The organism is Kitasatospora sp. NPDC004289 (assembly GCF_053602875.1).
On the sequence record NZ_JBSGEL010000027.1, the window covers coordinates 85,562 to 110,029 of the forward strand.

Consider the following 24,468-nt stretch of genomic DNA (forward strand, 5'->3'; position numbering starts at 1 on the left):
CGGGGGCGGTGGGGGAGACGCATAACGTTCCGATGCACAACTCCGGAGGCGGTGCCGCGTTTTCCGTGCCGACCAGGCACCATGGACCGATGCGCGACGACGACGCTCCTCCGGCCGGTGGCCCACCCGGCGCCCCGGCCGAGGCACCGGCCGTCGCGGCGTCGGCGGTCGAGCTGGGCGAACTGGTCGCCGCGGCGGTCCGCGGCGAGGGCCCGGCCATCGAGGCCCTGCTGGCGTACGTCCACCCGCTGGCGCTCCGCTACTGCCGGGGCAGGCTGCTCCGGCTCCCCGGCGGGGCCCGGCACCACGTGGACGACGTGGCCCAGGAGGTCTGCGTCGCGGTGCTCTGCGCGCTCCCCCGGTACAAGGACGAGGGGCGTCCCTTCGAGGCCTTCGTCTACGGGATCGCCGCGCACAAGGTGGCCGACCTCCAGCGGGCCGCGATGCGCGGCCCCGGGTCGACGGTGATCCCGCCGGACGACCTGCCGGAGCTGCCGGACGACGCGCTGGGCCCCGAGGAGCGGGCGCTGCTCAGCAGCGACGCGGCCTGGGCCAAGGAGCTGCTCTCCAACCTGCCGGCCCGCCAGCGCGAGCTGGTGCTGCTGCGGGTCGCCGCCGGGCTCTCGGCGGAGGAGACCGGGGAGGTGCTCGGGATGTCGCCGGGCGCCGTCCGGGTGGCGCAGCACCGGGCGCTCAGCCGGCTGCGGGCGCTGGCCGAGCTGGCCGAGGAGAGCTCGTAGCGGCTGCCGGAAGGGATTCGGCCCGGACGGTGTTGTCAAGGGGGCGCGAGTTCGGCATACGGGATGCCAGTACCATGGGGTATCGGCGCCTGGGCAGGTCGCCAAAGTTTCGCGGGTGTGGGCGAGGTTCCCTCGGAGGTTCCTCCAAGACCTCGGGTGTGCTTGGCGGTCCTGAGCTAGTGCCGGTTCGAGAGCAGCGTGCTCCCCCGGACCCTCAGCGGGGAGCGCGGGATCAGACGACGGCCGCCATGGAAGGTCCCCACTCATGTCCTACAACGCCGCAGGCGTACCCGAGAAGTTCGCGATGCTCGGACTCACCTACGACGACGTCCTGCTGCTGCCCGGGGCCTCCGAGGTGATGCCGAACCAGGTGGACACCTCCTCCCGCGTCTCCCGCAACGTCCGGGTGAACATCCCCCTGCTCTCCGCCGCGATGGACAAGGTCACCGAGTCCCGGATGGCGATCGCGATGGCCCGCCAGGGCGGCGTCGGCGTGCTGCACCGCAACCTCTCGGTCGAGGACCAGGTCAACCAGGTCGACCTGGTGAAGCGCTCCGAGTCCGGCATGGTCACCGACCCGATCACGGTCGGCCCGGAGACCACGCTCGCCGAGGCGGACGCGCTCTGCGCGAAGTTCCGCATCTCCGGCGTGCCGATCGCGGACGAGACGGGCAAGCTGCTCGGCATCGTCACCAACCGGGACATGGCCTTCGAGTCGGACCGCAGCCGCAAGGTCCGCGAGATCATGACCCCGATGCCGCTGATCACCGGCAAGGTCGGCATCAGCGGGACGGACGCGATGGCGCTGCTCCGCCGCCACAAGATCGAGAAGCTGCCGCTGGTCGACGACGAGGGCCGGATCAAGGGCCTCATCACGGTCAAGGACTTCGTCAAGGCCGAGCAGTACCCGAACGCCGCCAAGGACGCCGAGGGCCGGCTGCTGGTCGGCGCGGCCGTCGGCGCCTCGGCCGAGGCCTTCGACCGGGCGCAGGCGCTGGTCGGCGCGGGCGTGGACTTCCTGGTGGTCGACACCTCGCACGGGCACAGCCACAACGCGCTGTCCTGGATCTCGAAGATCAAGTCGGCGGTGGGCGTCGACGTGGTCGGCGGCAACGTCGCCACCCGGGACGGCGCCCAGGCGCTGATCGACGCGGGCGTGGACGGCGTCAAGGTCGGCGTCGGGCCGGGCTCGATCTGCACCACCCGCGTGGTGGCCGGCATCGGCGTGCCGCAGGTGACGGCGATCTACGAGGCGGCGCTGGCCTGTCAGGCGGCCGGGGTGCCGGTGATCGGTGACGGCGGCCTGCAGTACTCCGGCGACATCGGCAAGGCGCTGGCCGCCGGTGCCGACACCGTGATGCTCGGCTCGCTGCTGGCCGGCTGCGAGGAGTCGCCGGGCGAGCTGCTCTTCATCAACGGCAAGCAGTTCAAGTCGTACCGCGGCATGGGCTCGCTGGGTGCGATGCAGTCGCGCGGCCAGGCGAAGTCCTTCTCCAAGGACCGCTACTTCCAGGCCGACGTCTCCTCGGACGAGAAGCTGATCGCCGAGGGCATCGAGGGTCAGGTGCCGTACCGCGGGCCGCTCTCCGCCGTGCTGTTCCAGCTGGTCGGCGGTCTGCGGCAGACCATGGGCTACGTCGGCGCGGCCACCGTCGCCGAGATGGAGTCCAAGGGCCGCTTCGTCCGGATCACCTCGGCGGGGCTCAAGGAGAGCCACCCGCACGACATCCAGATGACCGTCGAGGCGCCGAACTACCACGGCCGCTGAGACTGACCGCTGACGCTGACGCTGACGCGCGCCCAGGGGCGCGGGGAACCGCGCGCAGGGGAACGGCAGCACCGGCAACTGGCTCTCGGAGCCCGGGTTGCAGGTGGGTTGCCTTCCGACTCGCGCAGTTCCTCGCGCCCCTCGGCGTCCGCCCCGGCGGACACTTGCGCGCCCGCGCGGCGCGGTGCGGGATACTGGGGCGACCAGCAAAGCATGTGCAGGAAGGGCTCGAAGTGACTGAGATCGAGATCGGGCGAGGCAAGCGCGGCCGGCGGGCGTACTCCTTCGACGACATCGCCGTCGTCCCCAGCCGTCGTACGCGGGACCCGAAGGAGGTCTCGATCGCTTGGCAGATCGACGCCTACCGGTTCGAGCTGCCGTTCCTGGCGGCGCCGATGGACAGCGTGGTCTCGCCCGCGCAGGCGATCGCCATCGGTGAGCTGGGCGGTCTCGGGGTGTTGAACCTGGAGGGTCTGTGGACCCGGTACGAGGACCCGCAGCCGCTGCTGGACGAGATCGCGACGATCACCGACGAGGCCGCGGCGACCCGTCGGCTCCAGGAGGTCTACGCGGAGCCGATCAAGGCGGAGCTGATCAAGGAGCGGATCAAGCAGGTCCGTGACTCGGGCGTGGTGACCGCCGCGGCGCTGTCGCCGCAGCGGACCGCCGAGTTCTCCAAGGCCGTGGTGGACGCGGGCGTGGACGTGTTCGTGATCCGCGGGACGACCGTCTCGGCGGAGCACGTCTCGGGTGCGGCCGAGCCGCTGAACCTGAAGCAGTTCATCTACGAGCTGGACGTGCCGGTGATCGTCGGTGGCTGCGCCACCTACACCGCCGCGCTGCACCTGATGCGGACCGGCGCGGCCGGCGTGCTGGTGGGCTTCGGCGGCGGCGCCGCGCACACCACCCGGAACGTGCTGGGCATCCAGGTGCCGATGGCGACCGCGGTGGCGGACGTGGCGGCGGCCCGCCGGGACTACATGGACGAGTCGGGCGGCCGGTACGTGCACGTGATCGCCGACGGTGGCGTGGGCTACAGCGGCGACCTGGCGAAGGCGATCGCCTGCGGCGCCGACGCGGTGATGATCGGTGCGGCGCTGGCGCGGGCCACCGACGCCCCGGGCAGGGGCTTCCACTGGGGCATGGAGGCGGTGCACGAGGAGCTGCCGCGCGGCAAGCGCGTCGACCTGGGCACCGTGGGCACCACGGCGGAGATCCTCTCCGGCCCGTCGCACACCCCGGACGGCACCATGAACCTGTTCGGTGCGCTGCGCCGGGCGATGGCCACCACCGGGTACTCGGAGCTCAAGGAGTTCCAGCGCGTCGAGGTGACGGTCAACCCGGCCCAGCGCTGACGCTCCGTCAAGACGGAAGGCCCCCGCTCCCTTCGGAGCGGGGGCCTTCCGCGTCGGGAGGCGAAGCGCCGGGCGGAGTCGAAGCCGGGAGGGGAGCACCGGCCGGGCCGGGGCGGTGATCAGGGTGTGCCTCTCCCGGGGTGGTGGTGTGAACGACCGCGGACGGTGGCAGTGCGTGGCCGGAGCGGAACGGCGGTTTCCGGCCACGGGTCGGGTACGAACGCGGTTGTGGCCGGGGGTGGCTGACAGGGAGTCGGGTGGACGCGAGATGATGGGGGCTTGGCTGCCGGACGCTGGGGGACATCGATGACCGAGACCGACGGACGTCTGCTGGGGCGGCGGTACCGGTTGACCGGTGTGCTCGGCCGCGGCGGGATGGGGACGGTCTGGCGGGCCGAGGACGAGATGCTCGGCCGGGTGGTCGCGGTCAAGGAACTGCGGATGCAGGAGGGCGTGGACGAGGCCGACCGCCACCGGCTGATCGCCCGTACGCTGCGGGAGGCCAAGGCCACCGCGCGGATCCGGCACGCGGCGGCGGTGACCGTCTTCGACGTGGTCGAGGAGGACGGCCGGCCGTGGATCGTGATGGAGCTGGTCGGCGGCCGTTCGCTGGCCGAGGTGATCAAGGAGGACGGCCCGCTGGCTCCGGCCCGGGCCGCCGAGATCGCCCTGGAGGTGCTCGGGGTCCTGTGCGAGGCGCACGAGTTGGGCATCCTGCACCGGGACGTGAAGCCCTCCAACGTGCTGGTCGACGACGACGGCCGGGTGGTGCTCACCGACTTCGGGATCGCCAGCGTCGAGGGGGACACCTCGATCACCTCGACCGGGATGCTGGTCGGGGCGCCCTCGTACATATCCCCGGAGCGGGCCAAGGGGCAGAAGCCCGGGCCGCCGGCCGACCTCTGGTCGCTGGGCGGCACGCTGTACGCGATGACCGAGGGCAAGCCCCCGTACGACCGGGGTTCGGCGCTGGCCACCCTGACGGCGGTGATGACCGAGGAGCTGGAGCCTCCGGTGAACGCCGGGCCGCTGCTGCGACCGGTGATCGAGGGGCTGCTGGACAAGGACCCGGCCACCCGGATGGACGCCGGCCGGGCCCGGGCCATGCTGCGCCGGGTGGCGGCCGAGGCCACCACCCGGGCCGAGGCCACCACGGTGGTGGCCGCGGCTGCCGTCCCGTCGGCGGCCCCGGGGGCCCCGGTGGCCCCGGCGGGCGGGGACGCGGCGCGCAGGCGGTGGCTGCTGGTCGCGGCGGCCGTCGCGCTGGTGGTGGCGCTGGTGGTCGGGGCGGTGCTCTGGCCGAAGGGGGACGGGGACGAGGGGAAGCCGACCGGAGCGGCGGCCCCGGCGGGCAGCGGGCAGGTGACGCCCTCGCCGACGCCGCCCGCCCAGGGGCAGGACCAGCAGCAGAGCCCGGCGCCGACCTCGACCGTGACGGCCACGGCCACGGTGACGGCCACCGCGACGCAGACCCAGACGCAGACGCAGCCGGGCCAGACCCCGGCCGCGCAGACGCCGCCGGCGGCCCCGGCCGGGTACCAGAGCCAGCGGGGCACGCAGGGCTTCACGGTGTCGGTGCCGGACGCGCTCAAGCCGCAGCCGGCGGGCAAGACCCAGCAGGCGTACCGGGGCAACGGCGTCAGCCTGATCATCGACTGGACGACCACTCCCGGGCCGAGCGCGCTGAAGGACTGGGAGGAGGCGGACGCCGCGGGCCCGGCGAACTTCCGCGGGTACCAGAGCCTCGGCACCCGTCCGGCACCCTTCCGCGGCTGGACCAACTCGGCGGACTGGGAGTGGACGTACGACAAGGACGGCGTCCGCATGCACGCGCTCAACCGGGGCTTCGTGACCGGGAAGTACGGCTACGCGATCTACTGGATCGCCCCGGACGCGGTCTGGAACTCGCCGGAGCAGGTGCAGGCCCGTCAGGCCTCGTTCGACTCCTTCCAGCCCGCTCCCTGAGCGGGCGTCAGCGGGCGGGTGAGAGCCCGGGCGCGGTGCGGACGCCGAACTCGCGGCGCAGCGCCGAGCGGGCCGCCAGGTAGCCGGACATGCCGTGCACGCCGGGCCCCGGCGGGGTGGAGGCCGAGCAGAGGTAGACGCCCTTGAGCGGGGTGCGGTGCGGGTCCCAGGCGGGGACGGGGCGGAACAGGGCCTGACGGAGGGTCATGGCGCCCGCCGCGATGTCGCCGCCGACGTAGTTGGGGTTGTACGCCTCCAGGGCGGCGGCGCTGACCGAGCGGCGGTCCACCACCGTCTCCGCGAAGCCGGGGGCGTACTGCTCGATCCGGGCGGTGACCGCGTCGGCCGGGTCGGTGCGGTCGCCGTGCGGGACGTGGGCGTAGGCCCAGAGCGGGCGGTGGCCGTCGGCGGCGACCCGGGAGGGGTCGGCGGCCGACGGGTCCACCACGAGGACGAACGGGGCGTCACCGGGGAACCCCTTGGCGACCAGGCTCTCCTGTGCGAAGACCTGCTGCTGGGTGCCGCCCAGGTGCACGGTGCCGGCCCGGCCGACCAGCGGATCGGCCCACGGGACCGGGCCGTTGACGAGGAAGTCCACCTTGGCGGCGCCGGGGCCGTGGCGGAACCGGGTGAGGGCGCGGCGGTAGGCGGGGGGCATCAGCGGGCCGGCCACGCGGAGGAACTCCTTGGGGCCGAGGTCGAGCAGGACGGCTCGGGCTCCCCGGAGTTCGCGCAGGTCGTCCAGGCGGGCCCCGGTGGTGACGGTGCCGCCGTGCGCGATGAGGTCGTCGGTCATCGCCCCGGCGATGCGGGCGCTGCCACCGCGGGGCACCGGCCAGCCGCCCGCGGTGTGGGCGAGGTGGCCGAGCAGCAGGGCGACGGAGGCGGAGGACGGCGTGGGCATCGGACCGACCACGTGGGCGGCCACGCCGGAGAGCAGGGCGGCGGCCTCGGGGCGGCGGAACCGGTGGGCCGCGAGCGGGGTGCCGTGGGCGAGCAGGCCGCGGGCCAGGAGGAGCGGGGCGGCCAGGTCGGCGGGGAAGGTGCGCTGGCCGGACATCACGAAGTCGACCAGGCCCTGACTGTGCCTCAGCAGGGGCTCCATCAGGGCGCGCCAGCGGGGGCCGTCCTCGGGGCCGAGGTGCTCGCAGGTGGCGTCGAGGCGGCGGTGGGCCAGGGCGGCGCGGGTGGGGGTGACGGGGTGGGCGTAGCTGATCTCCGGGGTGAGGAGTTCGACGCCGCGGGCGGGGAGGTCGAAGGCGCGGAAGAAGGGGGAGGCGGTGGCCATCGGGTGGACGGCCGCACAGATGTCGTGGACGACGTCGGGGCGGAAGAGCGGTTCCGTGCGCAGGCCCCCGCCGGGGGTGTCGGCGGCTTCGCGGACCTCGACCCGGAGGCCGGCGCGGGCCAGGGTGAGGGCGGCGGCGAGGCCGTTCGGTCCGCTTCCCACGACGACGACTTCGGCTACCACTGGGTGACACCTCTTCCGGTACGGGACGAGCATAGGCGCGGGGCCACGCCTTCGGGGGCGCGGGGAACTGCGCGCGGGGGAACGGCAGCGCGTGCAACTGGCTCGCCTGCCCCGATCTCACGGTGGCCGCCTTCCGAACTCGCGCAGTTCCCCGCGCCCCTGGGGTGCTGCCCTGCCGGGCGGAGCCGCCCTCCGATTCGCGCCCCCGGCCACACCACCTGGCGGGTGCGGGCGCGTACGCTGGCGTTCGAGGGAGGACACATGCACGCCCCGGGGGATGTGGTCGGTGGGCGGTACCGGGTGACGGGCCGTCCGATGGGTGGTGCCCTGGCGGGGGTGCTGGGGGACGAGCCGGTCCGGTTGACGGGGATCGCGCTGCCGGAGGTGCTGGACCAGGAGGACTGGGACCGGCCGCAGCCCTGGGAGGGGTTGGCGGTGCGGGTGGCGGGGGAGTTGGCCGGGGCGCCGGCCGGGCCGCGGCTGCTGCGCGGGTTCGAGGCCTTCGTGGAGGGGCGCCGGCTCTGGGTGGCGGAGGAGGCTCCGCCGGGGAGCGTGCTCGCGGAGTTGACGGAGCGTCCGTGGTCGCCGTACCGGGTGGCGGAGCTGGCGGCGGACCTGGCCCGGGCGCTGGCGGAGCTGCACCGCGGCGGGGTGGTGCACGGGAACGTGGCGCCGGAGTCGGTGCTGGTCTGCGAGGACGGCGCGGCGATGCTCGGCGGGCTGCTGCTGGGGGCGGTGCAGGAGGCGTACTGCCGGGAGCTCGGCGGGGTGGTGGAGCGCCGGGTGTACGAGACCAGGGCGGTGCTGCTGGGGGTGCGGGCGGAGCGCTGGGCGCCGTACGGCGGGGCGGCCGGGGACGCCTGGGCGCTGGGGGTGCTGATGCACCGTCTGCTGACCGGGCGGGCGCCGTACCCGGAGCGGGACCTGGGCGAGCTGCTGGCGGCGGTGCGGGACGGGCGGCACGAGCCGCTGGACGGCTGCGGGCCGTTGGCCGGGGTGGTCGGCGGGCTGCTGGCCGGGCGGCTGACGGTGGGCCAGTTGCGGTCCTGGCTGGCCGCGTTCCTGGTCGGGGCGCCGGAGCCGTACGACCCGGGCCGGGTGGCGGAGGTGCTGCCGGTCGTGCGCCGGCCGGGGGCGGTGACGGCCCGTCGGCGGGGGCCGGTGGAGCGCAGGCGGGCGGGGGCGGTGGAGCGGCGGCCGTCGAGGGTGTCGCCCGCGGTGCTGGGGTCGCTGTTGGTGGGCGGGGTGCTGGTGCTGATGCTGGCGGCGGTGGCGGCGGTGGCCGCGTTCGCGGGCTGATCTAACCTGTGCAGGTACGGAATTCGAACACCTGGGTACGGGGGGAGCAGTCGCTGTGGACGGGCAGGACGGCCAGCGGCTGCTGGCGGGGAGATACCGGCTCGGTGAGCGGCTCGGCCGGGGCGGCATGGGGACCGTCTGGCGGGCCAGTGACGAGATGCTGGACCGCGAGGTGGCGGTCAAGGAGCTGACGGTCAGCCACCTTCCGGAGGAGGACCTGGAGATCCTCCAGTCCCGGATGAAGCGGGAGGCCCGCGCGGCCGCCCGGATCAAGCACCCGGGCGTGATCACCATCCACGACGTGCTGGAGCAGGACGGCCGGCCGTGGATCGTGATGGAGCTGGTGGACGGCCGTTCGCTGGCCGACGTGATCAGCCAGGACGGGACGCTGTCGCCGCGGGAGGCGGCCGAGGTCGGCTGCCAGGTGCTGGCCGCGCTGCACCGGGGGCACCAACTCGGGGTGCTGCACCGGGACGTGAAGCCGGCGAACGTGCTGCTGGAGCACGGCACCGGCCGGGTGGTGCTGCTGGACTTCGGCATCGCCACCTTCGAGGGCTCCACCGAACTGACCCGCCCCGGTGACCTGGTGGGCTCGCCGGACTACCTGGCCCCGGAGCGGGCCCAGGGCGAGCGGCCGGGCCCGGCCTCCGACCTGTGGGGGCTGGGCGCGACGCTGTACGCGGCGGTGGAGGGCGACTCGCCGTTCCGCCGGACCTCGCCGATCACCACGCTGGCCGCCGTGGTCGGCGACCCGCTGCCGGAGCCCCGCCGGGCCGGGGCGCTGGGGCCGGTGCTGGCCGCGCTGATGACCAAGGACCCGGCGGAGCGCCCGAACGCGGACCAGGCGATGCGGATGCTGGCCGAGGTGCGGTCCGGGCACACCCTGGCGATCAAGCCGCAGGGGCAGGAGCGGCCGCAGGCCCAGCCCACCCAGAACGTGCCGGTGGTGGACCGGGCCGAGACGGTGGAGCCGGAGACGGCCCCCGTCGAGCCGGTCACCGTCCCGGTGGCGCCGCAGCCGACGGTGGCGGCGGCTGCCGCGCCGAGGCGGCGCTGGCCGCGGCTGCTGCTGGCCGGGGTGCTGGTGGCGGTGCTGGCCGGGGCCGGCACGTACGCGATGACCACGGACCGGGGCGGCGGCGAGTCCGGAACGGCCGCGCCGACCGCCTCGGTCACCCCGGGTGCGCCGGCGCCCAAGGGCTTCCGCTGGACCGACGACCCGGTCGGCTTCCGCTTCCTGCTGCCCACCACGGGCACCTGGGAGCGGACGGTGGAGAACAACCAGATCTACTACTCGCCGGACAAGCGCAACCGCTACCTCCAGTTCGCCGTGACGGTCGGTCAGCCGCTGACGCCGATGGCGCACTTCAAGGAGATGGAGGCCACGGTCTCCAAGAGCCTCAAGGAGTACAAGCGGGTCGCCTTCGACGAGGTGGACGTGCACGGGCAGGAGGGCGCGGTCTGGGAGTTCAGCTACCTGGGCAAGGACGGCCGCCGGCACGCCCGCGAGGTGGAGTTCCGGGACGACAAGGGCACCTCGTACGCGATCTACGTCTCGTACCCCGACGCCGAGTGGACCGACGGGCAGCGCCTCTACACGACGGTGCTCAACGGTTTCGGTACGCCCTGACACGCCACCCTCCTCCGGGTGTTTTCTGTTACCGGCGGGTACACAAGCGGGGGCGCAGGCCCTAGGCTGCGCCCATGACGGACACCACGGCAGCCCGACAGACCACCGGACGCAACCCCGCGGCCCCCGGCTCGGCCCGCACCGTCGCCTCGGCGGTGCCGGCCGCGCTGGTCGCCCGGCTGGCCAAGGGCGTCACCGCCACCGGCGAGCCCGACCTGGTGCACACCACCGCCCCGCTCACCGGTGAGCGCCTCGCCACCCTGCCGCGCTCCACCCCGGCCGACGTCGAGGTGGCCTACCAGCTGGCCCGGCGGGCCCAGAAGACCTGGGCCGCGCTGCCGGTGCGGCACCGGCAGGGCGTGCTGCTGCGCTTCCACGACCTGCTGCTGAAGCGCCAGGACGAGGTGCTCGACCTCATCCAGGCGGAGACCGGCAAGGCCAGGCTGCACGCCTTCGAGGAGGTGCTGGCCGCCGCGCTGGCCGCCCGGCACTACGGCCGCAAGACCGCCTCCTACCTGCGCGACCGCCGTCGCGGCGGGGCCGTGCCGGTGCTCACCCACACCGTGGAGGCCCGCCGCCCCAAGGGCGTGGTCGGCCAGATCTCGCCGTGGAACTACCCGCTGGAGCTCTCGGTCGGCGACGCGTTGCCCGCCTTCGCGGCCGGCAACGCGGTGGTCAACAAGCCCGACACCCAGACCGCGCTGACCGCCCTGTGGGCGCGCGAGCTGCTGATCGAGGCCGGGCTGCCCGCCGACCTCTGGCAGATCGTCATCGGCGACGGCCCGGTGGTCGGCCCCGAGGTGGTCGCGCACGCCGACTACGTCTCCTTCACCGGTTCCACCCGCACCGGCCGCGACGTGGCCCAGCGGGCCGCCGCCCGGCTGATCGGCGCCTCGCTCGAACTCGGCGGCAAGAACGCCCTGCTGGTGCTGGAGGACGCCGACCTGGACAAGGCGGCCGAGGGCGCCGTACGGGCCTGCTTCTCCTCCGCCGGGCAGCTCTGCATCTCCATCGAGCGGCTCTACGTGCACCGCGCGGTGGCCGAGGAGTTCCTCGCCCGCTTCACCGCCCGGACGGCCGCGCTGCGCCTCGGCGGCGGCCTGGCCTACGGCGCCGACATGGGATCGCTGGTCTCCGAGCGCCAGCTGGAGGTCGTCACCCGGCACGTGGAGGAGGCCGTCAAGGCCGGCGCCACCGTGCTGACCGGCGGTCAGGCCCGCCCCGACCTCGGCCCGCTGTTCTACGAGCCGACCGTGCTGGACGGGGTCACCCGGGAGATGGCGGTCTGCGCGGAGGAGACCTTCGGCCCGGTGGTCTCGGTCTACCGCTTCGACACCGAGGACGAGGCGGTCGAGGCCGCCAACTCCACGCCGTACGGCCTGAATTCGAGTGTCTGGACCAAGGACGCCCGGCGTGGCCGGGCGGTCGCGGCCCGGTTGCACACCGGCACCGTGAACGTGAACGAGGCGTACGCCGCCGCTTACGGCTCGGTCTCCGCCCCGATGGGCGGCATGGGCGACTCCGGCCTGGGCCGCCGGCACGGCTCGGACGGCATCCTGCGCTACACCGAGGCGCAGACCATCTCCACCCAGCGGGTGATGCCGCTCGGCCCGTCCTTCGGGCTCAGCGACGAGAAGTTCGCCGCGCTGTTCACCTCCAGCCTGAAGGCGCTGAAGGCGCTCCGCTTCAAGTAAGCAACTGGTGCTCGCTTCCCGGGAGTTGTGGGTCTCATGACGGATGGTGGTTTCGACTACGACGTGGTCGTGGTCGGGTCGGGCTTCGGCGGGTCGGTCTCGGCGCTGCGGTTGACCGAGAAGGGCTACAAGGTCGCGGTGCTGGAGGCCGGCCGGCGGTTCGGCCGGGACGAGCTGCCGAAGACCTCCTGGGACACCAGGAACTACCTCTGGGCCCCCGCGCTCGGGCTCTACGGCATCCAGCGGATCCACCTGCTGGCCAACGTGCTGATCCTGGCCGGCGCCGGGGTCGGCGGCGGCTCGCTGAACTACGCCAACACCCTGTACGTGCCGCCGGAGCCGTTCTTCCGGGACCGTCAGTGGGCCCACATCACCGACTGGCAGGAGGAGTTGGCGCCCTTCTACGACCAGGCCAAGCGGATGCTCGGGGTCCGCGAGAACCCCACCATGACCCCCTCCGACGTCCACCTCAAGGACGCCGCCGAGCGGATGGGCGTCGCGGACACCTTCCACATGGCCCCGGTCGGCGTCTTCTTCGGCGACGGCCGGGACGGCGAGGGGGACGTCACCGCCGCTCCCGGCGCCGAGGTCGAGGACCCGTACTTCGGTGGGGCCGGACCCCGGCGGCGGGCCTGCACCGAGTGCGGGGAGTGCATGACCGGCTGCCGGCACGGCGCCAAGAACATGCTCACCGAGAACTACCTCTACCTGGCCGAGCGCAACGGCGCCGAGATCCACCCGCTCACCACCGTGGAGCGGCTGCGGCCGCACGGCGAGGGCTTCGCGGTGGACGTGCGGCGCACCAACTCCCGGTCCAGGGACCGGGTGGCGGCCGGGGCCCGGACCATCACCGCGGCCCGGGTGGTGGTGGCGGCCGGGACGTACGGCACCCAGAACCTGCTGCACCGGATGCGCGACCGGGGCTTCCTGCCCGGTCTCTCGGCCAAGCTGGGCGAGCTGACCCGGACCAACTCCGAGGCGCTGGTGGGGGCTTCGACCACCGACCGGCGCTACGGCGAGCGCGTGGACTTCACCAAGGGGGTGGCGATCACCTCCTCCATCCACCCGGACGCCAACACCCACATCGAGCCGGTCCGCTACGGCAAGGGCTCCAACGCGATGGGCGCCCTCTCGGTCCAGCAGGTCAGCGGCGCCGGGCGAGGGCCGCGCTGGCTGCGCTACGCGGTCACCGCCGCCCGGCACCCGTGGATCTTCGCGCTCTCGATGAACCAGCACCGCTGGTCCGAGAAGACCATCATCGGCCTGGTGATGCAGTCGCTGGACAACTCGATCACCGTCTCGCTGAAGAAGGACGGCCTCGGCAAGGGCAAGCTGACCTCCCGTCAGGGCCACGGTGCGCCCAACCCCACCTGGATCCCGGCCGCCGAGCAGGGCGCCAACGCGCTGGCCGCCTCGATCAACGGCTTCGCCGGGAGCTCGGTCGGCGAGATCTTCGACATCCCGATGACGGCGCACTTCCTCGGCGGCTGCCCGATCTCGGACCGGCCCGAGGACGGCGTGGTGGACCCGTACCACCGGCTCTTCGGCCACCCCGGGATCAGCGTGGTCGACGGCTCGGCGGTCTCCGCCAACCTCGGGGTCAACCCCTCGCTCACCATCACCGCGCAGGCCGAGCGGGCCATGTCGATGTGGCCCAACAAGGGCGAGGCCGACCCCCGCCCGGAGCAGGGCGAGGCGTACCGCCGGGTGGCCGCGGTGGCCCCCGCCGCGCCCGCGGTGCCCAAGGGCGCCTTCGGCGAGCTGCTGCTGCCGGTGCCGGAGGTGCCGAAGAAGCGCTCGTGAGCGAACCGGGTGTGCGGAGCCCGGTTGACACCCCGTCAGCGCCGGTGGGATAAACGCCCCTCGAAGAGGGGGGACGAGATGGCGATCTGCACGACCTGCGGGGCGGCCTCGGCGGTGGGGGCGGCGCACTGCGCCGCCTGCGGGGCCGCCTTCACGGCGGTCCGACCGGGCCCGGAGCCGGCGGCCGGACCGGCGATCGGCGAGGTGGAGTTCGAGGGCGGCCACGCCGGCGGCCCCGAGGGCGGGCCGCGGCCCTGGGGCGGCGGCCGGGTGGTGGCGCCCCGGCGGTGGAGCCGGGTGCTCGACCTGGTGGCCGACCCGGACTGGCTGCCCGCGCTGAAGGTGGTGGCCGCGCCGACCGCCCTGCTGCTGCTCGCCGGGCTGCTGCTCGCCTTCGGCCTGGACGACCTGGGCTGGGTGGGGCCGGGCGGATCGGACTTCGCGTCCCGGTACGGCGTCGGCCTGGCCGCCGCCCTGACCGCCTTCGGCGGGCCGCTGAGCTCGGCCAGCAGCAACCGGACGGAGCTCTACGGCACCGAGACCGCGCTGACGCTCCAGGTGCTGCCGATGACCGTCACGCTGCTCTGGGCGCTGCTGTTCGGCGTCGGGCTGCGCCGGTGGGCCGGGCCGGCGGTCCGGCACGCGGTCCGGCACGCGGTCCGTGCGGTGCTGCTCGCCGTGCTGACCGGCGGGCTGCTCGCACTGTTCTCCGGGGTCGACCAGGTCCGGACCACGAGCGAGGGCACCCGCGACTACACCGAGCACGTCGTGCTGACGGCAGGTCAGGCCGGGCCGCTGCTCGGCACCGCCGTGCTGGCCGCACTGGTGGCGGCCTGGACCGGCCGGGGCGCCCCGGCGCTGCGCGAGCGGGCCCCGCTCTGGTGGGCCGCCGTGGTGGCGGCCGCCCGGGGCGCGGGCCTGACGGTGGGTCTGTCGGCGCTGGCGGCCCTGGTGGTGCTCGCGGTGGTCGCGCCCTGGAAGGCGACCCTGGCCGGGCTGCTGGCCCTGCCCAACCTCGGCCTCACCCTGCTCGGCTTCGGTGCCGGGGCAGGGCTCCACCTGGAGTCCTCCGGCCGGGACGAGGGCGGGGCGGCACAGAACTGGACCGACCGGACCGTCTCGCTCGTCGACCTGGAGGGCTGGCCGGAGTCCTGGCGGCTGGCCGTCCTGCTGGTGCCGGCCGTCCTGGCGCTGCTCACCTGGTCGGTGCGCCGGCTGGAGCGGCCCGTCCGGCTGCGGGCGGCCGCCCTGCTCTGGCCGCTCTTCACCGCGCTGACCGCAGTGGCCGGGGCCGGCTACGCGATGGACGTCCGGATGCCCTCCTACGGCCAGGGCGCCGAGGTGTACACGCTCGCCAACGAGTCCGCGGCCGGGATGGGGCTGCTCCCGCTGCTGACGGTCCATCTGCTGCTGGTGGCGCTCGGCGTGCTGGCCGTACCCGAGCTGCTCGACCGCCTCGGCGGGCGCGACCGTCCGGCCCGGGTGGAGGAGCCGGACCCGGAGGCGTACGACCCGGCCGGTCTGGAGCTGACCGCCTCCTCCGGGTACCTGCCGCCGCAGGGCGGCGAGGTGCTGGACTTCGGGAAGCGCTGAGCCGGCGGGCGTGCGGCCCGGCCGCCCGGCCCGGAACGGGCAAAGGGCCCCGCGGGGGAACGGGGCCCTTTGTCGTTCAGCACACGGCGTCAGGGCGGCGCCGGTGCTGGGTGACGGCGCCGGGGGATGAGCGCCGTCTCGGAGAGATGGTCATGGGTGCGGAGCGGTCGGCCATGACGGAGCGTGATCATCCGGCTGGTGTCAGGGCGACCTCCACATCCAGCATCGTGCTGGACGGAGCCCCGGCTCTGCAACCGGTTCGACGCAGTTCGGTACAGTCCGGCGCGTACTTCCCGGGGCGGGCATACCCTGTCCGACCGTTCGGAGACGGTCGAACGCCGCTGAATACCGACCCGTTGGTCGACTACTGTCCGTAGTACTGGCACGCCGGGACGGGCGTGCGGAGGTACGGCGGCCGTCCCCGGCGTCCCGGGAGTCGCCCGCCGCACCTCCTTCACCGTTTTCAGTCGTGCCCGACCCGGCTGTCCCCTGCCGGCCCGGCCACTCCCACCCGCGCACGGTCCCACGGCGGGCCGCTCCGTTCGGGAGCGGCGGCGCCACGTGCGCCGGTGGACTGAAGAGAGATCCACGCGCATGGTTCGGTGTCCGCGCCGTCCGGCCCGCCCCTGGCCGGGGCGGCCCGCGCGGTGCGGTCGATGGGTGCAACGATCCTGCCGTGACGCCGGTCACGGCCCGCCGCCCCGGCAAGCGGGTGAAACGGCGCGCGGTGGGTGCCCGGTAGAATCGGCGGCGACACCCCCACATCGCTGCCGGAAGGCCGTCTGTGTCCTCTGCTACTCCCGACCTGTCCGCCGCCGAGCTCGACACCGTGCTGGTCGTCGACTTCGGCGCCCAGTACGCCCAGCTCATCGCCCGTCGGGTGCGTGAGGCCCGGGTCTACAGCGAGATCGTGCCGTCCACCATGCCGGTGGCCGAGATGCTCGCCAAGAACCCGAAGGCGATCATCCTCTCCGGCGGCCCGTCCTCGGTCTACGAGGAGGGCGCGCCCCGCCTGGACCGCGCGATCTTCGAGGCCGGCGTCCCGGTCTTCGGCATGTGCTACGGCTTCCAGCTGATGGCCATCACCCTCGGCGGCACCGTGGACAACTCCGGTGCCCGCGAGTACGGCCGCACCCCGCTGCACGTCTCCAAGTCCGGCTCCACCCTGTTCGAGGGCACCCCGGCCGAGCAGTCGGTGTGGATGTCGCACGGCGACGCCTGCTCCGCCGCCCCCGAGGGCTTCTCCGTCACCGCCTCCACCGACGTGGTGCCGGTCGCGGCCTTCGAGGACGACGAGCGCAAGCTCTACGGCGTCCAGTACCACCCCGAGGTGCTGCACTCGACCCACGGTCAGCAGATCCTGGAGCATTTCCTCTACCGCGGTGCGGGCATCGCCCCGACCTGGACCACCACCAACGTGGTGGAGGAGCAGGTCAACGCGATCCGCGAGCAGGTCGGCACCAAGCGCGCCATCTGCGGCCTCTCCGGCGGCGTGGACTCGGCCGTCGCGGCCGCGCTGGTGCAGCGGGCCATCGGCTCCCAGCTCACCTGCGTGTACGTGGACCACGGTCTGATGCGCAAGGGCGAGACCGAGCAGGTCGAGAAGGACTTCGTCGCCGCCACCGGCATCCAGCTCAAGGTGGTCGACGCCCAGGAGCGCTTCCTGACCGCGCTGGCCGGGGTCACCGACCCCGAGGAGAAGCGCAAGATCATCGGCCGGGAGTTCATCCGGGTCTTCGAGCAGGCCCAGGCCGAGATCATCGCCGAGGCGGGTGAGCACGGCGAGGAGGTCGAGTTCCTCGTCCAGGGCACCCTCTACCCGGACGTGGTCGAGTCCGGCGGCGGCACCGGCACCGCGAACATCAAGTCGCACCACAACGTCGGCGGCCTCCCCGAGGACCTGCAGTTCAAGCTCATCGAGCCGCTGCGCCAGCTGTTCAAGGACGAGGTCCGGATGGTCGGCCAGGAGCTCGGCCTGCCGGAGGAGATCGTCCAGCGGCAGCCGTTCCCGGGCCCGGGCCTGGGCATCCGGATCGTCGGCGAGGTCACCAAGGAGCGCCTGGACCTGCTCCGCGACGCGGACGCCATCGCCCGCGAGGAGCTCACCAAGGCCGGCCTGGACCGCGAGATCTGGCAGTGCCCCGTGGTGCTGCTGGCCGACGTCCGCTCGGTCGGCGTGCAGGGCGACGGCCGCACCTACGGCCACCCGATCGTGCTCCGTCCGGTCTCCTCCGAGGACGCCATGACGGCCGACTGGTCGCGCCTGCCGTACGAGACCCTGGCCCGGATCTCCACCCGGATCACCAACGAGGTCAAGGACGTCAACCGCGTGGTCCTGGACTGCACCAGCAAGCCGCCGGGCACCATCGAGTGGGAGTGACCTCCCGCCACGGCTGAACGACCGCGCCGCCGTCCCCGACCGCATCGGGGGCGGCGGCGCGGTCGTTTCCACCGGGGGGCGTGCCCCCGAAACCGCCCGGTTGCGGGCAGAATCGGACCGGACCCGTCAGGAGTTGACGGGCCGTGAGCGAAGGGTGTCGGCGATGGCGGTGGGGCTGAGCGGGCCGGAACGTCCTGGCAGAGCCGAACGGGCAGCCCAGCGGCGGGAGTTTGCCACCCGGTACGCACTGCTGCCGCTCCGGCTGTTCCTCGGGGTGACCTTCGTCTACGCGGCCCTGGACAAGCTGGCCGACCCGCACTACCTGGCCGGGGCGGCGGACACCGCCTCCTTCGTCGCGCAGACCACCGCCGCCAAGGCGAACAGCCCGATCGGCTGGGCGCTCGGCCCGGCCCTCGACGCGCCCACCTTCTCCGCGCTGGCCATCGCCTTCGGCGAGCTGGCGGTCGGCCTCGGCACCCTCTTCGGCCTCTGGGGGCGGCTGGCCGCGGCCGGTGGCGCGGCGCTCAGCCTCAGCCTCTGGCTCACCGTCAGCTGGAACACCTCCCCGTACTACTACGGCAACGACCTGGCCTACCTGATGGCCTGGACCCCGCTGCTGCTGGCCGGCACCCCCCACCTCTCGGTGGACGGCTACCTGGCCGCCCGCGCGGGCCGGGACCGGCGCCGGGGCCTGACGGAGGACCAGGTCGGCCGCCGGGCGCTGGTGGACGGCGGGATCGCGGCGGTCGCGCTCGGCGGGGCCGGGCTGCTGGCCGGCTCGCTGACCGCCACCTTCGGACGCGACGAGCTGCCCGCGAACGCGGCGGGCCCGTCGCCGGTGCCCACCGGTTCGGGCAGCCCGAGCGCGGGCGCGAGCGCGAGTGCCGGCAGTGCCGTCTCGGTGCCCGCCGCCTCGGTGCCGGTCGGCGGCTCGGCGAAGGTCAAGGACCCGGCCACCGGGGACGCGCTCTACGTGGTGCAGCCCAAGGCCGGCCAGTACTGCGCCTTCTCCTCGATCTGCACCCACTCCGGCTGCGCGGTGGACGCCCCGAAGGACAACCAGATGTACTGCCCGTGCCACGGCTCCCGCTTCGACGCCACCACCGGCGCGGTGCTCAACGGGCCGGCCACCAAGCCGCTGGCGAAGTTCGCGGTCACCAAGAAGGGCGACCAGCTGGAGCTCGGCGCGCAGCAGAAGGCCTGACGGTCAGTCGGAGGAGGAGCGCACCTCCCGGGCCTCCCGGATCCGGCGCAGCTCCCGGGAGCGGCGGGTCATCGCGGTGACCGCGCCGATCACCGCGGCGCCGCCCAGCACCAGGAAGGTGACCGGCAGCACCACCCGGCCGCTCACCTCCTTGCCGTTCAGCGAGGCGAGCAGGCAGAGCACCGCCAGGGTGCCGAAGAGCAGACCCGCGATCAGCGAGAACGGGTCGAGCGGGTGCTTCCTCACGACTGCACCACCTGGAGGTCGCCGAGGCCCACGGTCAGGGTGAGGTCGAGCGTCCCCCGGGACGGCCGGCCGTTGGTCGGGTGCAACTGGTACTCCACGTCGTTGCCCGCCCCGGAGGACAGGTGGCGGTCGGCGACCTGGATCTCGCCCAGGCCGTTCTTCAGGGTCAGCCGGACCTCCACGTCGCCCGGCACGGTCACCTGCATGTCGCCGGCGCCGAGCTTCGCCGTGGTGGCCACGGTGGCGCCGGCCGGGTCGAAGTCGGTCAGGTCGAGCTTCATGTCGCCCACGCCCAGGGTGTACTCGGGCTTCACCTCGGAGACCGAGGTGGGTGCCCAGTAGCGGTCCCCGGCGCTGCTCGCCAGGGTGAAGTCCGAGCCGGTGGTGGCGGTCAGCAGGATCACCAGCAGCGCCGCCGGGAGGGCCAGGCCGCGGGCCCGGCCGAACTTGGCGCCGATCAGCAGCGCCAGCCCGAGCCCGGCGAGCGCGGCGGCCAGCACGGTGGAGAGCAACACCGAGCCGCCCTGACGCTCCGTCACCCACCAGGCGAGCGCACCGCCGCCGGCGGCCAGCAGCAGGCCCAGCAGCGGAAGCACGTTCGGGCCCCGGTGGACCGGGTGGACCGGGTGGACCGGGGGGAGGGGCGGCAGCGGCGGGTCCGCGGGGGAGGGCGGGGCCCCGGCCTTGCGCAGCGGGTCGCCCTCCGGCAGGTCGGTCCGCTGCCACCAGGGCCGCGCGGGCGCGCCGGGCGGGGGCGTGGAGCCGTACGGGTTGCGCTCCGGGTGGCGCGGGTCCCAGAGGTAGCCGCTCGGGCCGGCCGGCGGGGTGTCGGGGTGGGCCTTGTCCCGGGCCTGTCCGAAGGCGGAGCGCATCGCCTCCTCGTGGGTCCGCCAGGCCTCCTTCATGTGCTGCTCGGCCTGGTCCCACCAGTGCGGGGAACCGGCCCCGGCCCCGTCGCCGGCCCGGTCGTTGACGGCGCGCCAGCCCGGTGCGGCGCCGGTGGCGTCGTACGGGTGCCCGGTCTCGTCGGTGAGCCGGTCGTACGGGCCGTCGTGGCCCCGGCGGCGGCCGCGCCGGCGCGGGTGGCGGCGGCGCTCCGGGTCGTAGCGGACCGCCAGCAGCACCAGGCCGCCGAGCAGCAGGATCGGGAAGAGCTGGCCGCCGTCGCCCATCGAGGAGAAGAAGACGCCGGTGCCGATCACGGTGAGCAGCACCGCGCCGATCGACTGGCCGTCCACCCGGCCGGTCAGCACCCGCTGCAGCTCGGTCCGGCCGGCCGTCCCTTCCTCCGGCTCGCGCGGCACGATCAGCCAGGCCAGGCCGTAGAGGAAGAGGCCGAGACCGCCGGAGAGGCAGAGCACCGCGGTGACGACCCGGAAGACCACCGGGTCGATGTCCAGGTGGCGGCCCAGGCCCCCGCACACGCCGGCCACCACCCGGTGCCTCTCGCTCCGGCTGAGCGGCGGGCGGGGCGGCTGCTCCGGCCCGGTGGGGGCGTCGGGCCCCGGCGCGGTGGTCTGCTCGTCGGTCATGCCCCTTATCCTGCTGCCCGCGCGGCCGTGGCCCAACCGGCGCGGGCCCGGTGCGTACCCTGATCTGTCCCTGAGACGGGTTCGGGGTGGCACCCTGATGCGCGCGGGGGCGCGCACGTGTGACCATTCGGGGCGTGGCAGCCCCCGGAACCGATCCCAGAGCCCTCGACGGCCCCTTCCCCGCTGACGGTGGATCAGGGGACGGCGGCGTCGAACGCCCGCCGTACCGGCGGCTCTACCGCAGTCGGCACGGCCGGATCCTCGGCGGCGTCGCGCACGGCCTCGCGGTCCACCTGGGGCTGCCGGTGGCCTGGGTGCGGGTCGCCTTCGTGCTGCTGTTCTTCGCCCAGGCCGTCGGGGTGCTGCTGTACGCGGCGTTCTGGTTCGTGGTGCCGATAGGGATCGGCGAGCCGGCCGGCGGCGGGCCGCGCTGGCTGTACGTCAACGGCCGCTTCGTGCCGGGCGACGCGGTGGTCGGCGGCGAGGAGCTGAGGAAGGGGAGGCCGGCCCGGCTCGGGCGGCTGCGCGAGCTGCTCCAGCGGACCTTCCACGGCGAGGCGGCGGTGGCCGCCGGAGCCCCCGCCGAGGAGCGGGCCGGCGCCGTCCCGCGCGGCGGGCTCGGCCAGGTCTTCGCGCTGCTCGGCCTGGTGGTCGGCATCATGGCGCTGCTCAGCGCGCTGAACATCCAGCCGGCCAAGCCGTACGTCTGGCCGCTGCTCACCATCGGGGTCGGCGTCGCGCTGGTCTGGCGGCAGGCCGACGACTCCCGCTGGCAGCGCTGGTTCGGGGTGGAGGGCACCCGGCGGCGGGCCGCGTACACCCGGATCGGCGCCGGGGTGCTGCTGGTGGTGGCCGGCATCGTGGCCTTCCTGATCCTGCAGGGCAGCGGCTCCACGCTGGCCTCCGTGCTGGAGGCCTCGCTGGCGGTGCTGGCCGGGGTGCTGGTGCTGGTCGGCCCGTACGCGCTGCGGATGTGGCAGGACCTGGGCGCCGAGCGGACCGCCCGGATCCGGGCCCAGGAGCGGGCCGAGATCGCCGCGCACGTGCACGACTCGGTGCTGCACACCCTCACCCTGATCCAGCGCAACGCCGACGACGCCAAGGAGGTGCTGCGCCTGGCCCGGGCGCAGGAGCGCGAGTTGAGGCTCTGGCTGTACCGCCCGGAGGCGGCCGCCGAGGCCGCGCCGGACACCCTGGCCGAGCGGATCCGCTCGGTGGTGGCCGAGGTCGAGGACCGGCACGGGGTCGCGGTCGAGCTGGTCTGCGTCGGCGACTGCCCGATGGACGAGCGGATCTCGGCACAGGTGCAGGCCGCGAGGGAGGCGATGGTCAACGCCGCCAAGTACGGTGGCGGTGGGCCGGTCCAGGTCTACGCCGAGGTGGAGGGGCGGACGGTGTCGGTCTTCGTCCGTGACCACGGCCCCGGCTTCGACCCGGACGACGTGCCCGAGGACCGGATGGGCGTACGGGAGTCGATCATCGGCCGGATGAAGCGCAACGGCGGCACCGCGAAGGTGCGGCCCGCGCCCGACGGCGGGACCGAGGTCGAGCTGGAGATGGAGAGGGCAGATGACTGACGCAGTGTCGGCTACGGGGGCGGCAGAGCCGGAGCGGCGGGCCCGGGTGGTGCTGGTGGACGACCACCGGATGTTCCGCACCGGGGTCCGGGCCGAGATCGGCCGGACGGAGCTGACCGGCATCGACGTGGTGGGGGAGGCCGACGACGTCGAGTCGGCGGTCAAGGTGGTGGCCGAGACCAGGCCGGACGTGGTGCTGCTCGACGTCCACCTGCCCGGCGGCGGCGGGGTCGAGGTGCTGCGCCGCTCCGCGCCGGTGATGGCCGACCCGAACGGGGTCCGCTTCCTGGCGCTCTCCGTCTCGGACGCGGCCGAGGACGTGATCGGGGTCATCCGCGGCGGTGCCCGCGGCTACGTGACCAAGACCATCACCGGCACCGACCTGGTCAACGCGGTCTTCCGGATCGCCGACGGCGACGCGGTCTTCTCGCCCCGGCTGGCCGGCTTCGTGCTGGACGCCTTCGCCGCCACCGACACCCCGCCGGTCGACGAGGACCTGGACCGGCTGACCCAGCGCGAGCGCGAGGTGCTGCGGCTGATCGCCCGCGGCTACGCGTACAAGGAGATCGCCAAGCAGCTCTTCATCTCGGTGAAGACGGTGGAGTCGCACGTCTCGGCGGTGCTGCGCAAGCTCCAGTTGAGCAACCGTCACGAGCTGACCCGCTGGGCCACCGCGCGCCGGCTGGTCTGACGGGTACCCACCACCCGTTCGGGTGGACACGAACGGGCACTGCGGCGTACGGCCGGGTGCCCGTCCGTGTGCCACGGGAGGGTAAAGGCGGTGGGGGAGCGTCGGGACAGCGGGCCGCGGGTTGGTTAGGGTGAGACCGCTTTTCGGCCGGGCCCCCCGTCGGCCGCACCCTCACCCCCGAAGGTCCTCATGCTCACCTCTCCCTGGGCGGGCAGCCGCTCCGCACCCCTTGCCGAGCCCGTCGTGATCGCCGCCCCGGAGCGCCGCGGCGGACGGCTCCACGTGCTGGACGCGCTGCGGCTCATCGCCGCCGTCTCGGCGATGACCTGGCACTACGCCGGGTTCCAGCGGTTCAGTCCGATCTGGGGCGACACCACGCCGGCCAAGGCGGTCCCGCTGCTCCACCCGTTCGCCGTGTACGGCTGGGTCGGCGTCGAGCTCTTCTTCCTGATCAGCGGCTTCGTGATCTGCATGTCCGTCTGGGGGCGCAGCGTCGGACAGTTCGTCACCTCGCGGGTGAGCCGGCTGTTCCCGGCCTACTGGGCCGGCGTGCTGATGACCTCGGCGATGCTCTTCCTGGTCAAGCCGGTCTGGGACGAGGGCGCCCGGGACTGGGAGTTCACCGACATCCTGACCAATCTGACGATGATGCAGAACGGCATCGGCGGCCAGGACCTGGACGGCGTGTACTGGACGCTCTGGCTGGAGCTGCGGTTCTACGTGCTGATCGGCCTGCTGGCGCTCTGGGGGCTGACCTACCGCCGGGTGGTGGCCTTCTGCGGGGTGTGGACGCTGCTCTCGGTCTTCGCCACCAACAGCCCGATCCCGCTGATCGGGGTGATGACCTTCCCGCAGTACTCGCCGTACTTCATCTCCGGCGTCGCGATGTACCTGATGTACCGCTTCGGGCCCAACCTGCTGCTCTGGGGGCTGATCGGGCTCAACTGGCTGCTCGCGCAGAACCAGCTCCGCGGCGTGGTCGCCATTTACTCCTGGGACGCCAAGGAGCACGTCTCGTTCGGCGTCGCCTTCGCCCTGATCACGCTGGCCTTCCTGGCCATGATCGGGGTGGCGCTGGGCAAGTTCGACTGGGTGCGGTGGAAGTGGCTGACGGTGGCCGGCGCGCTGACCTACCCGGTCTACCTGCTGCACCAGCAGCTCGGCTGGTGGGTCATCCGTGAACTGCACGACCGGATGAACCCGTACCTGCTGCTGGCCGGGCTGATGGCCACCATACTGCTGGTCGCCTGGCTGCTCCACCGGCTGGTCGAGCGGCCGCTGGGGAGCCTGCTGAAGCGGAAGATGGAGCAGGGCCTGCGACAGGTCAGGACCGCCTCCCAGCCGCCGGTCCGCCGGGGCTGACCGGGGCGGAGGAACGGACGAGGGCGGGGTCCGACGGAACGGTGGTTGCCGTTCCGTCGACGATGAACACGCTGCTGCTGGGTGAAGCGGCGGATGCTGCCGATCTGAACCTTGGTGCCGGAGGAGGTCTCCAGCCACTGGCCGGGCTGGAGCTGCTC

General features: G+C 73.8%; 17 protein-coding genes and 1 pseudogene. 15 read left to right on the top strand and 3 right to left on the bottom strand.

From position 1 onward, the window contains the following. Window positions 1–89: 89 nt before the first annotated feature. The 4 genes from shbA to ACWEPF_RS20040 all read left to right on the top strand — a co-directional run bounded on the left by shbA (window position 90) and on the right by ACWEPF_RS20040 (window position 5,828). Entirely contained in the window at window positions 90–740 is a 651-nt protein-coding gene (gene shbA / locus ACWEPF_RS20025) for an RNA polymerase sigma factor ShbA (protein ID WP_345286158.1), read from the top strand. A 265-nt stretch (window positions 741–1,005) separates the two neighbouring features. After that, window positions 1,006–2,508, top strand: coding sequence for an IMP dehydrogenase (gene guaB, locus ACWEPF_RS20030; protein WP_345286156.1), 1,503 nt, complete (start codon window positions 1,006–1,008; stop codon window positions 2,506–2,508). A gap of 233 nt (window positions 2,509–2,741) precedes the next feature. Next, a complete protein-coding gene (locus tag ACWEPF_RS20035; protein WP_452173614.1) occupies window positions 2,742–3,863 on the top strand; it encodes a GuaB3 family IMP dehydrogenase-related protein in 1,122 nt (373 codons plus the stop codon). 306 nt (window positions 3,864–4,169) lie between these two features. Then, the gene (locus ACWEPF_RS20040) at window positions 4,170–5,828 is read left to right on the top strand and encodes a serine/threonine-protein kinase (protein ID WP_452173615.1); all 1,659 of its coding nucleotides are present in this window, start codon (window positions 4,170–4,172) and stop codon (window positions 5,826–5,828) included. Window positions 5,829–5,835: 7 nt separating this feature from the next. Here ACWEPF_RS20040 and ACWEPF_RS20045 read toward each other — a convergent pair whose 3' ends face one another. Next, window positions 5,836–7,278, bottom strand: coding sequence for a phytoene desaturase family protein (locus tag ACWEPF_RS20045; protein WP_452173616.1), 1,443 nt, complete (start codon window positions 7,276–7,278; stop codon window positions 5,836–5,838). Window positions 7,279–7,560: 282 nt separating this feature from the next. Between ACWEPF_RS20045 and ACWEPF_RS20050 the strand changes: the two genes are divergently transcribed. The 8 genes and pseudogenes from ACWEPF_RS20050 to ACWEPF_RS20085 all read left to right on the top strand — a co-directional run bounded on the left by ACWEPF_RS20050 (window position 7,561) and on the right by ACWEPF_RS20085 (window position 18,902). Continuing rightward, window positions 7,561–8,598: a protein kinase domain-containing protein gene (locus ACWEPF_RS20050; RefSeq protein ID WP_449796968.1), complete on the top strand. Its 1,038-nt coding sequence runs from the start codon at window positions 7,561–7,563 to the stop codon at window positions 8,596–8,598. A gap of 55 nt (window positions 8,599–8,653) precedes the next feature. Then, on the top strand, window positions 8,654–10,228 hold the full coding sequence (locus tag ACWEPF_RS20055; RefSeq protein ID WP_452173617.1) for a serine/threonine-protein kinase: 1,575 nt from the start codon (window positions 8,654–8,656) through the stop codon (window positions 10,226–10,228). A gap of 74 nt (window positions 10,229–10,302) precedes the next feature. Continuing rightward, window positions 10,303–11,922, top strand: coding sequence for a succinic semialdehyde dehydrogenase (locus ACWEPF_RS20060; RefSeq protein WP_452173618.1), 1,620 nt, complete (start codon window positions 10,303–10,305; stop codon window positions 11,920–11,922). A gap of 36 nt (window positions 11,923–11,958) precedes the next feature. Then, window positions 11,959–13,725, top strand: coding sequence for a GMC oxidoreductase (locus ACWEPF_RS20065; protein ID WP_452173619.1), 1,767 nt, complete (start codon window positions 11,959–11,961; stop codon window positions 13,723–13,725). 78 nt (window positions 13,726–13,803) lie between these two features. Further along, a complete protein-coding gene (locus ACWEPF_RS20070; RefSeq protein ID WP_452173620.1) occupies window positions 13,804–15,318 on the top strand; it encodes a hypothetical protein in 1,515 nt (504 codons plus the stop codon). A gap of 784 nt (window positions 15,319–16,102) precedes the next feature. Then, on the top strand, window positions 16,103–17,698 hold the full coding sequence (gene guaA / locus ACWEPF_RS20075; protein WP_345286137.1) for a glutamine-hydrolyzing GMP synthase: 1,596 nt from the start codon (window positions 16,103–16,105) through the stop codon (window positions 17,696–17,698). A 163-nt stretch (window positions 17,699–17,861) separates the two neighbouring features. Then, a pseudogene (locus tag ACWEPF_RS20080) lies at window positions 17,862–18,389 on the top strand (DoxX family protein); the annotation flags it as partial. 225 nt (window positions 18,390–18,614) lie between these two features. Then, window positions 18,615–18,902: a Rieske (2Fe-2S) protein gene (locus tag ACWEPF_RS20085; protein WP_452173625.1), complete on the top strand. Its 288-nt coding sequence runs from the start codon at window positions 18,615–18,617 to the stop codon at window positions 18,900–18,902. A gap of 3 nt (window positions 18,903–18,905) precedes the next feature. Here ACWEPF_RS20085 and ACWEPF_RS20090 read toward each other — a convergent pair whose 3' ends face one another. Together ACWEPF_RS20090 and ACWEPF_RS20095 are read right to left on the bottom strand one after the other, a co-directional pair. Then, window positions 18,906–19,148: a hypothetical protein gene (locus ACWEPF_RS20090; RefSeq protein WP_345286135.1), complete on the bottom strand. Its 243-nt coding sequence runs from the start codon at window positions 19,146–19,148 to the stop codon at window positions 18,906–18,908. After that, window positions 19,145–20,680, bottom strand: a complete 1,536-nt coding sequence (locus ACWEPF_RS20095; protein ID WP_452173621.1) for a PspC domain-containing protein — start codon at window positions 20,678–20,680, stop codon at window positions 19,145–19,147. Before ACWEPF_RS20095 ends, ACWEPF_RS20090 begins: the two co-directional genes overlap by 4 nt. A gap of 134 nt (window positions 20,681–20,814) precedes the next feature. Here ACWEPF_RS20095 and ACWEPF_RS20100 point away from each other — a divergent pair, with 134 nt between their 5' ends. The 3 genes from ACWEPF_RS20100 (at window position 20,815) to ACWEPF_RS20110 (ending at window position 24,310) form a co-directional block, all read left to right on the top strand. Beyond that, window positions 20,815–22,257, top strand: a complete 1,443-nt coding sequence (locus tag ACWEPF_RS20100; RefSeq protein ID WP_345286131.1) for a PspC domain-containing protein — start codon at window positions 20,815–20,817, stop codon at window positions 22,255–22,257. Then, window positions 22,250–22,948 carry a response regulator transcription factor gene (locus ACWEPF_RS20105; protein ID WP_345286129.1) on the top strand — a complete coding sequence of 233 codons (699 nt, stop codon included), beginning with the start codon at window positions 22,250–22,252 and terminating at the stop codon, window positions 22,946–22,948. The genes ACWEPF_RS20100 and ACWEPF_RS20105 overlap by 8 nt, the downstream gene beginning before the upstream one ends. A gap of 189 nt (window positions 22,949–23,137) precedes the next feature. Then, window positions 23,138–24,310 carry an acyltransferase family protein gene (locus ACWEPF_RS20110; RefSeq protein ID WP_452173622.1) on the top strand — a complete coding sequence of 391 codons (1,173 nt, stop codon included), beginning with the start codon at window positions 23,138–23,140 and terminating at the stop codon, window positions 24,308–24,310. The last annotated feature ends 158 nt before the right edge of the window (window positions 24,311–24,468 follow it).

Bases quoted from the DNA above. Each gene is read 5' to 3' on its own strand.
- shbA (WP_345286158.1), top strand. From the start codon at position 90: ATGCGCGACGACGACGCTCCTCCGGCCGGTGGCCCACCCGGCGCCCCG.
- guaB (WP_345286156.1), top strand. From the start codon at position 1,006: ATGTCCTACAACGCCGCAGGCGTACCCGAGAAGTTCGCGATGCTCGGA.
- ACWEPF_RS20040 (WP_452173615.1), top strand. From the start codon at position 4,170: ATGACCGAGACCGACGGACGTCTGCTGGGGCGGCGGTACCGGTTGACC.
- ACWEPF_RS20050 (WP_449796968.1), top strand. From the start codon at position 7,561: ATGCACGCCCCGGGGGATGTGGTCGGTGGGCGGTACCGGGTGACGGGC.
- ACWEPF_RS20060 (WP_452173618.1), top strand. From the start codon at position 10,303: ATGACGGACACCACGGCAGCCCGACAGACCACCGGACGCAACCCCGCG.
- ACWEPF_RS20065 (WP_452173619.1), top strand. From the start codon at position 11,959: ATGACGGATGGTGGTTTCGACTACGACGTGGTCGTGGTCGGGTCGGGC.
- ACWEPF_RS20070 (WP_452173620.1), top strand. From the start codon at position 13,804: ATGGCGATCTGCACGACCTGCGGGGCGGCCTCGGCGGTGGGGGCGGCG.
- ACWEPF_RS20095 (WP_452173621.1), bottom strand. From the start codon at position 20,680: ATGACCGACGAGCAGACCACCGCGCCGGGGCCCGACGCCCCCACCGGG.
- ACWEPF_RS20105 (WP_345286129.1), top strand. From the start codon at position 22,250: ATGACTGACGCAGTGTCGGCTACGGGGGCGGCAGAGCCGGAGCGGCGG.
- ACWEPF_RS20110 (WP_452173622.1), top strand. From the start codon at position 23,138: ATGCTCACCTCTCCCTGGGCGGGCAGCCGCTCCGCACCCCTTGCCGAG.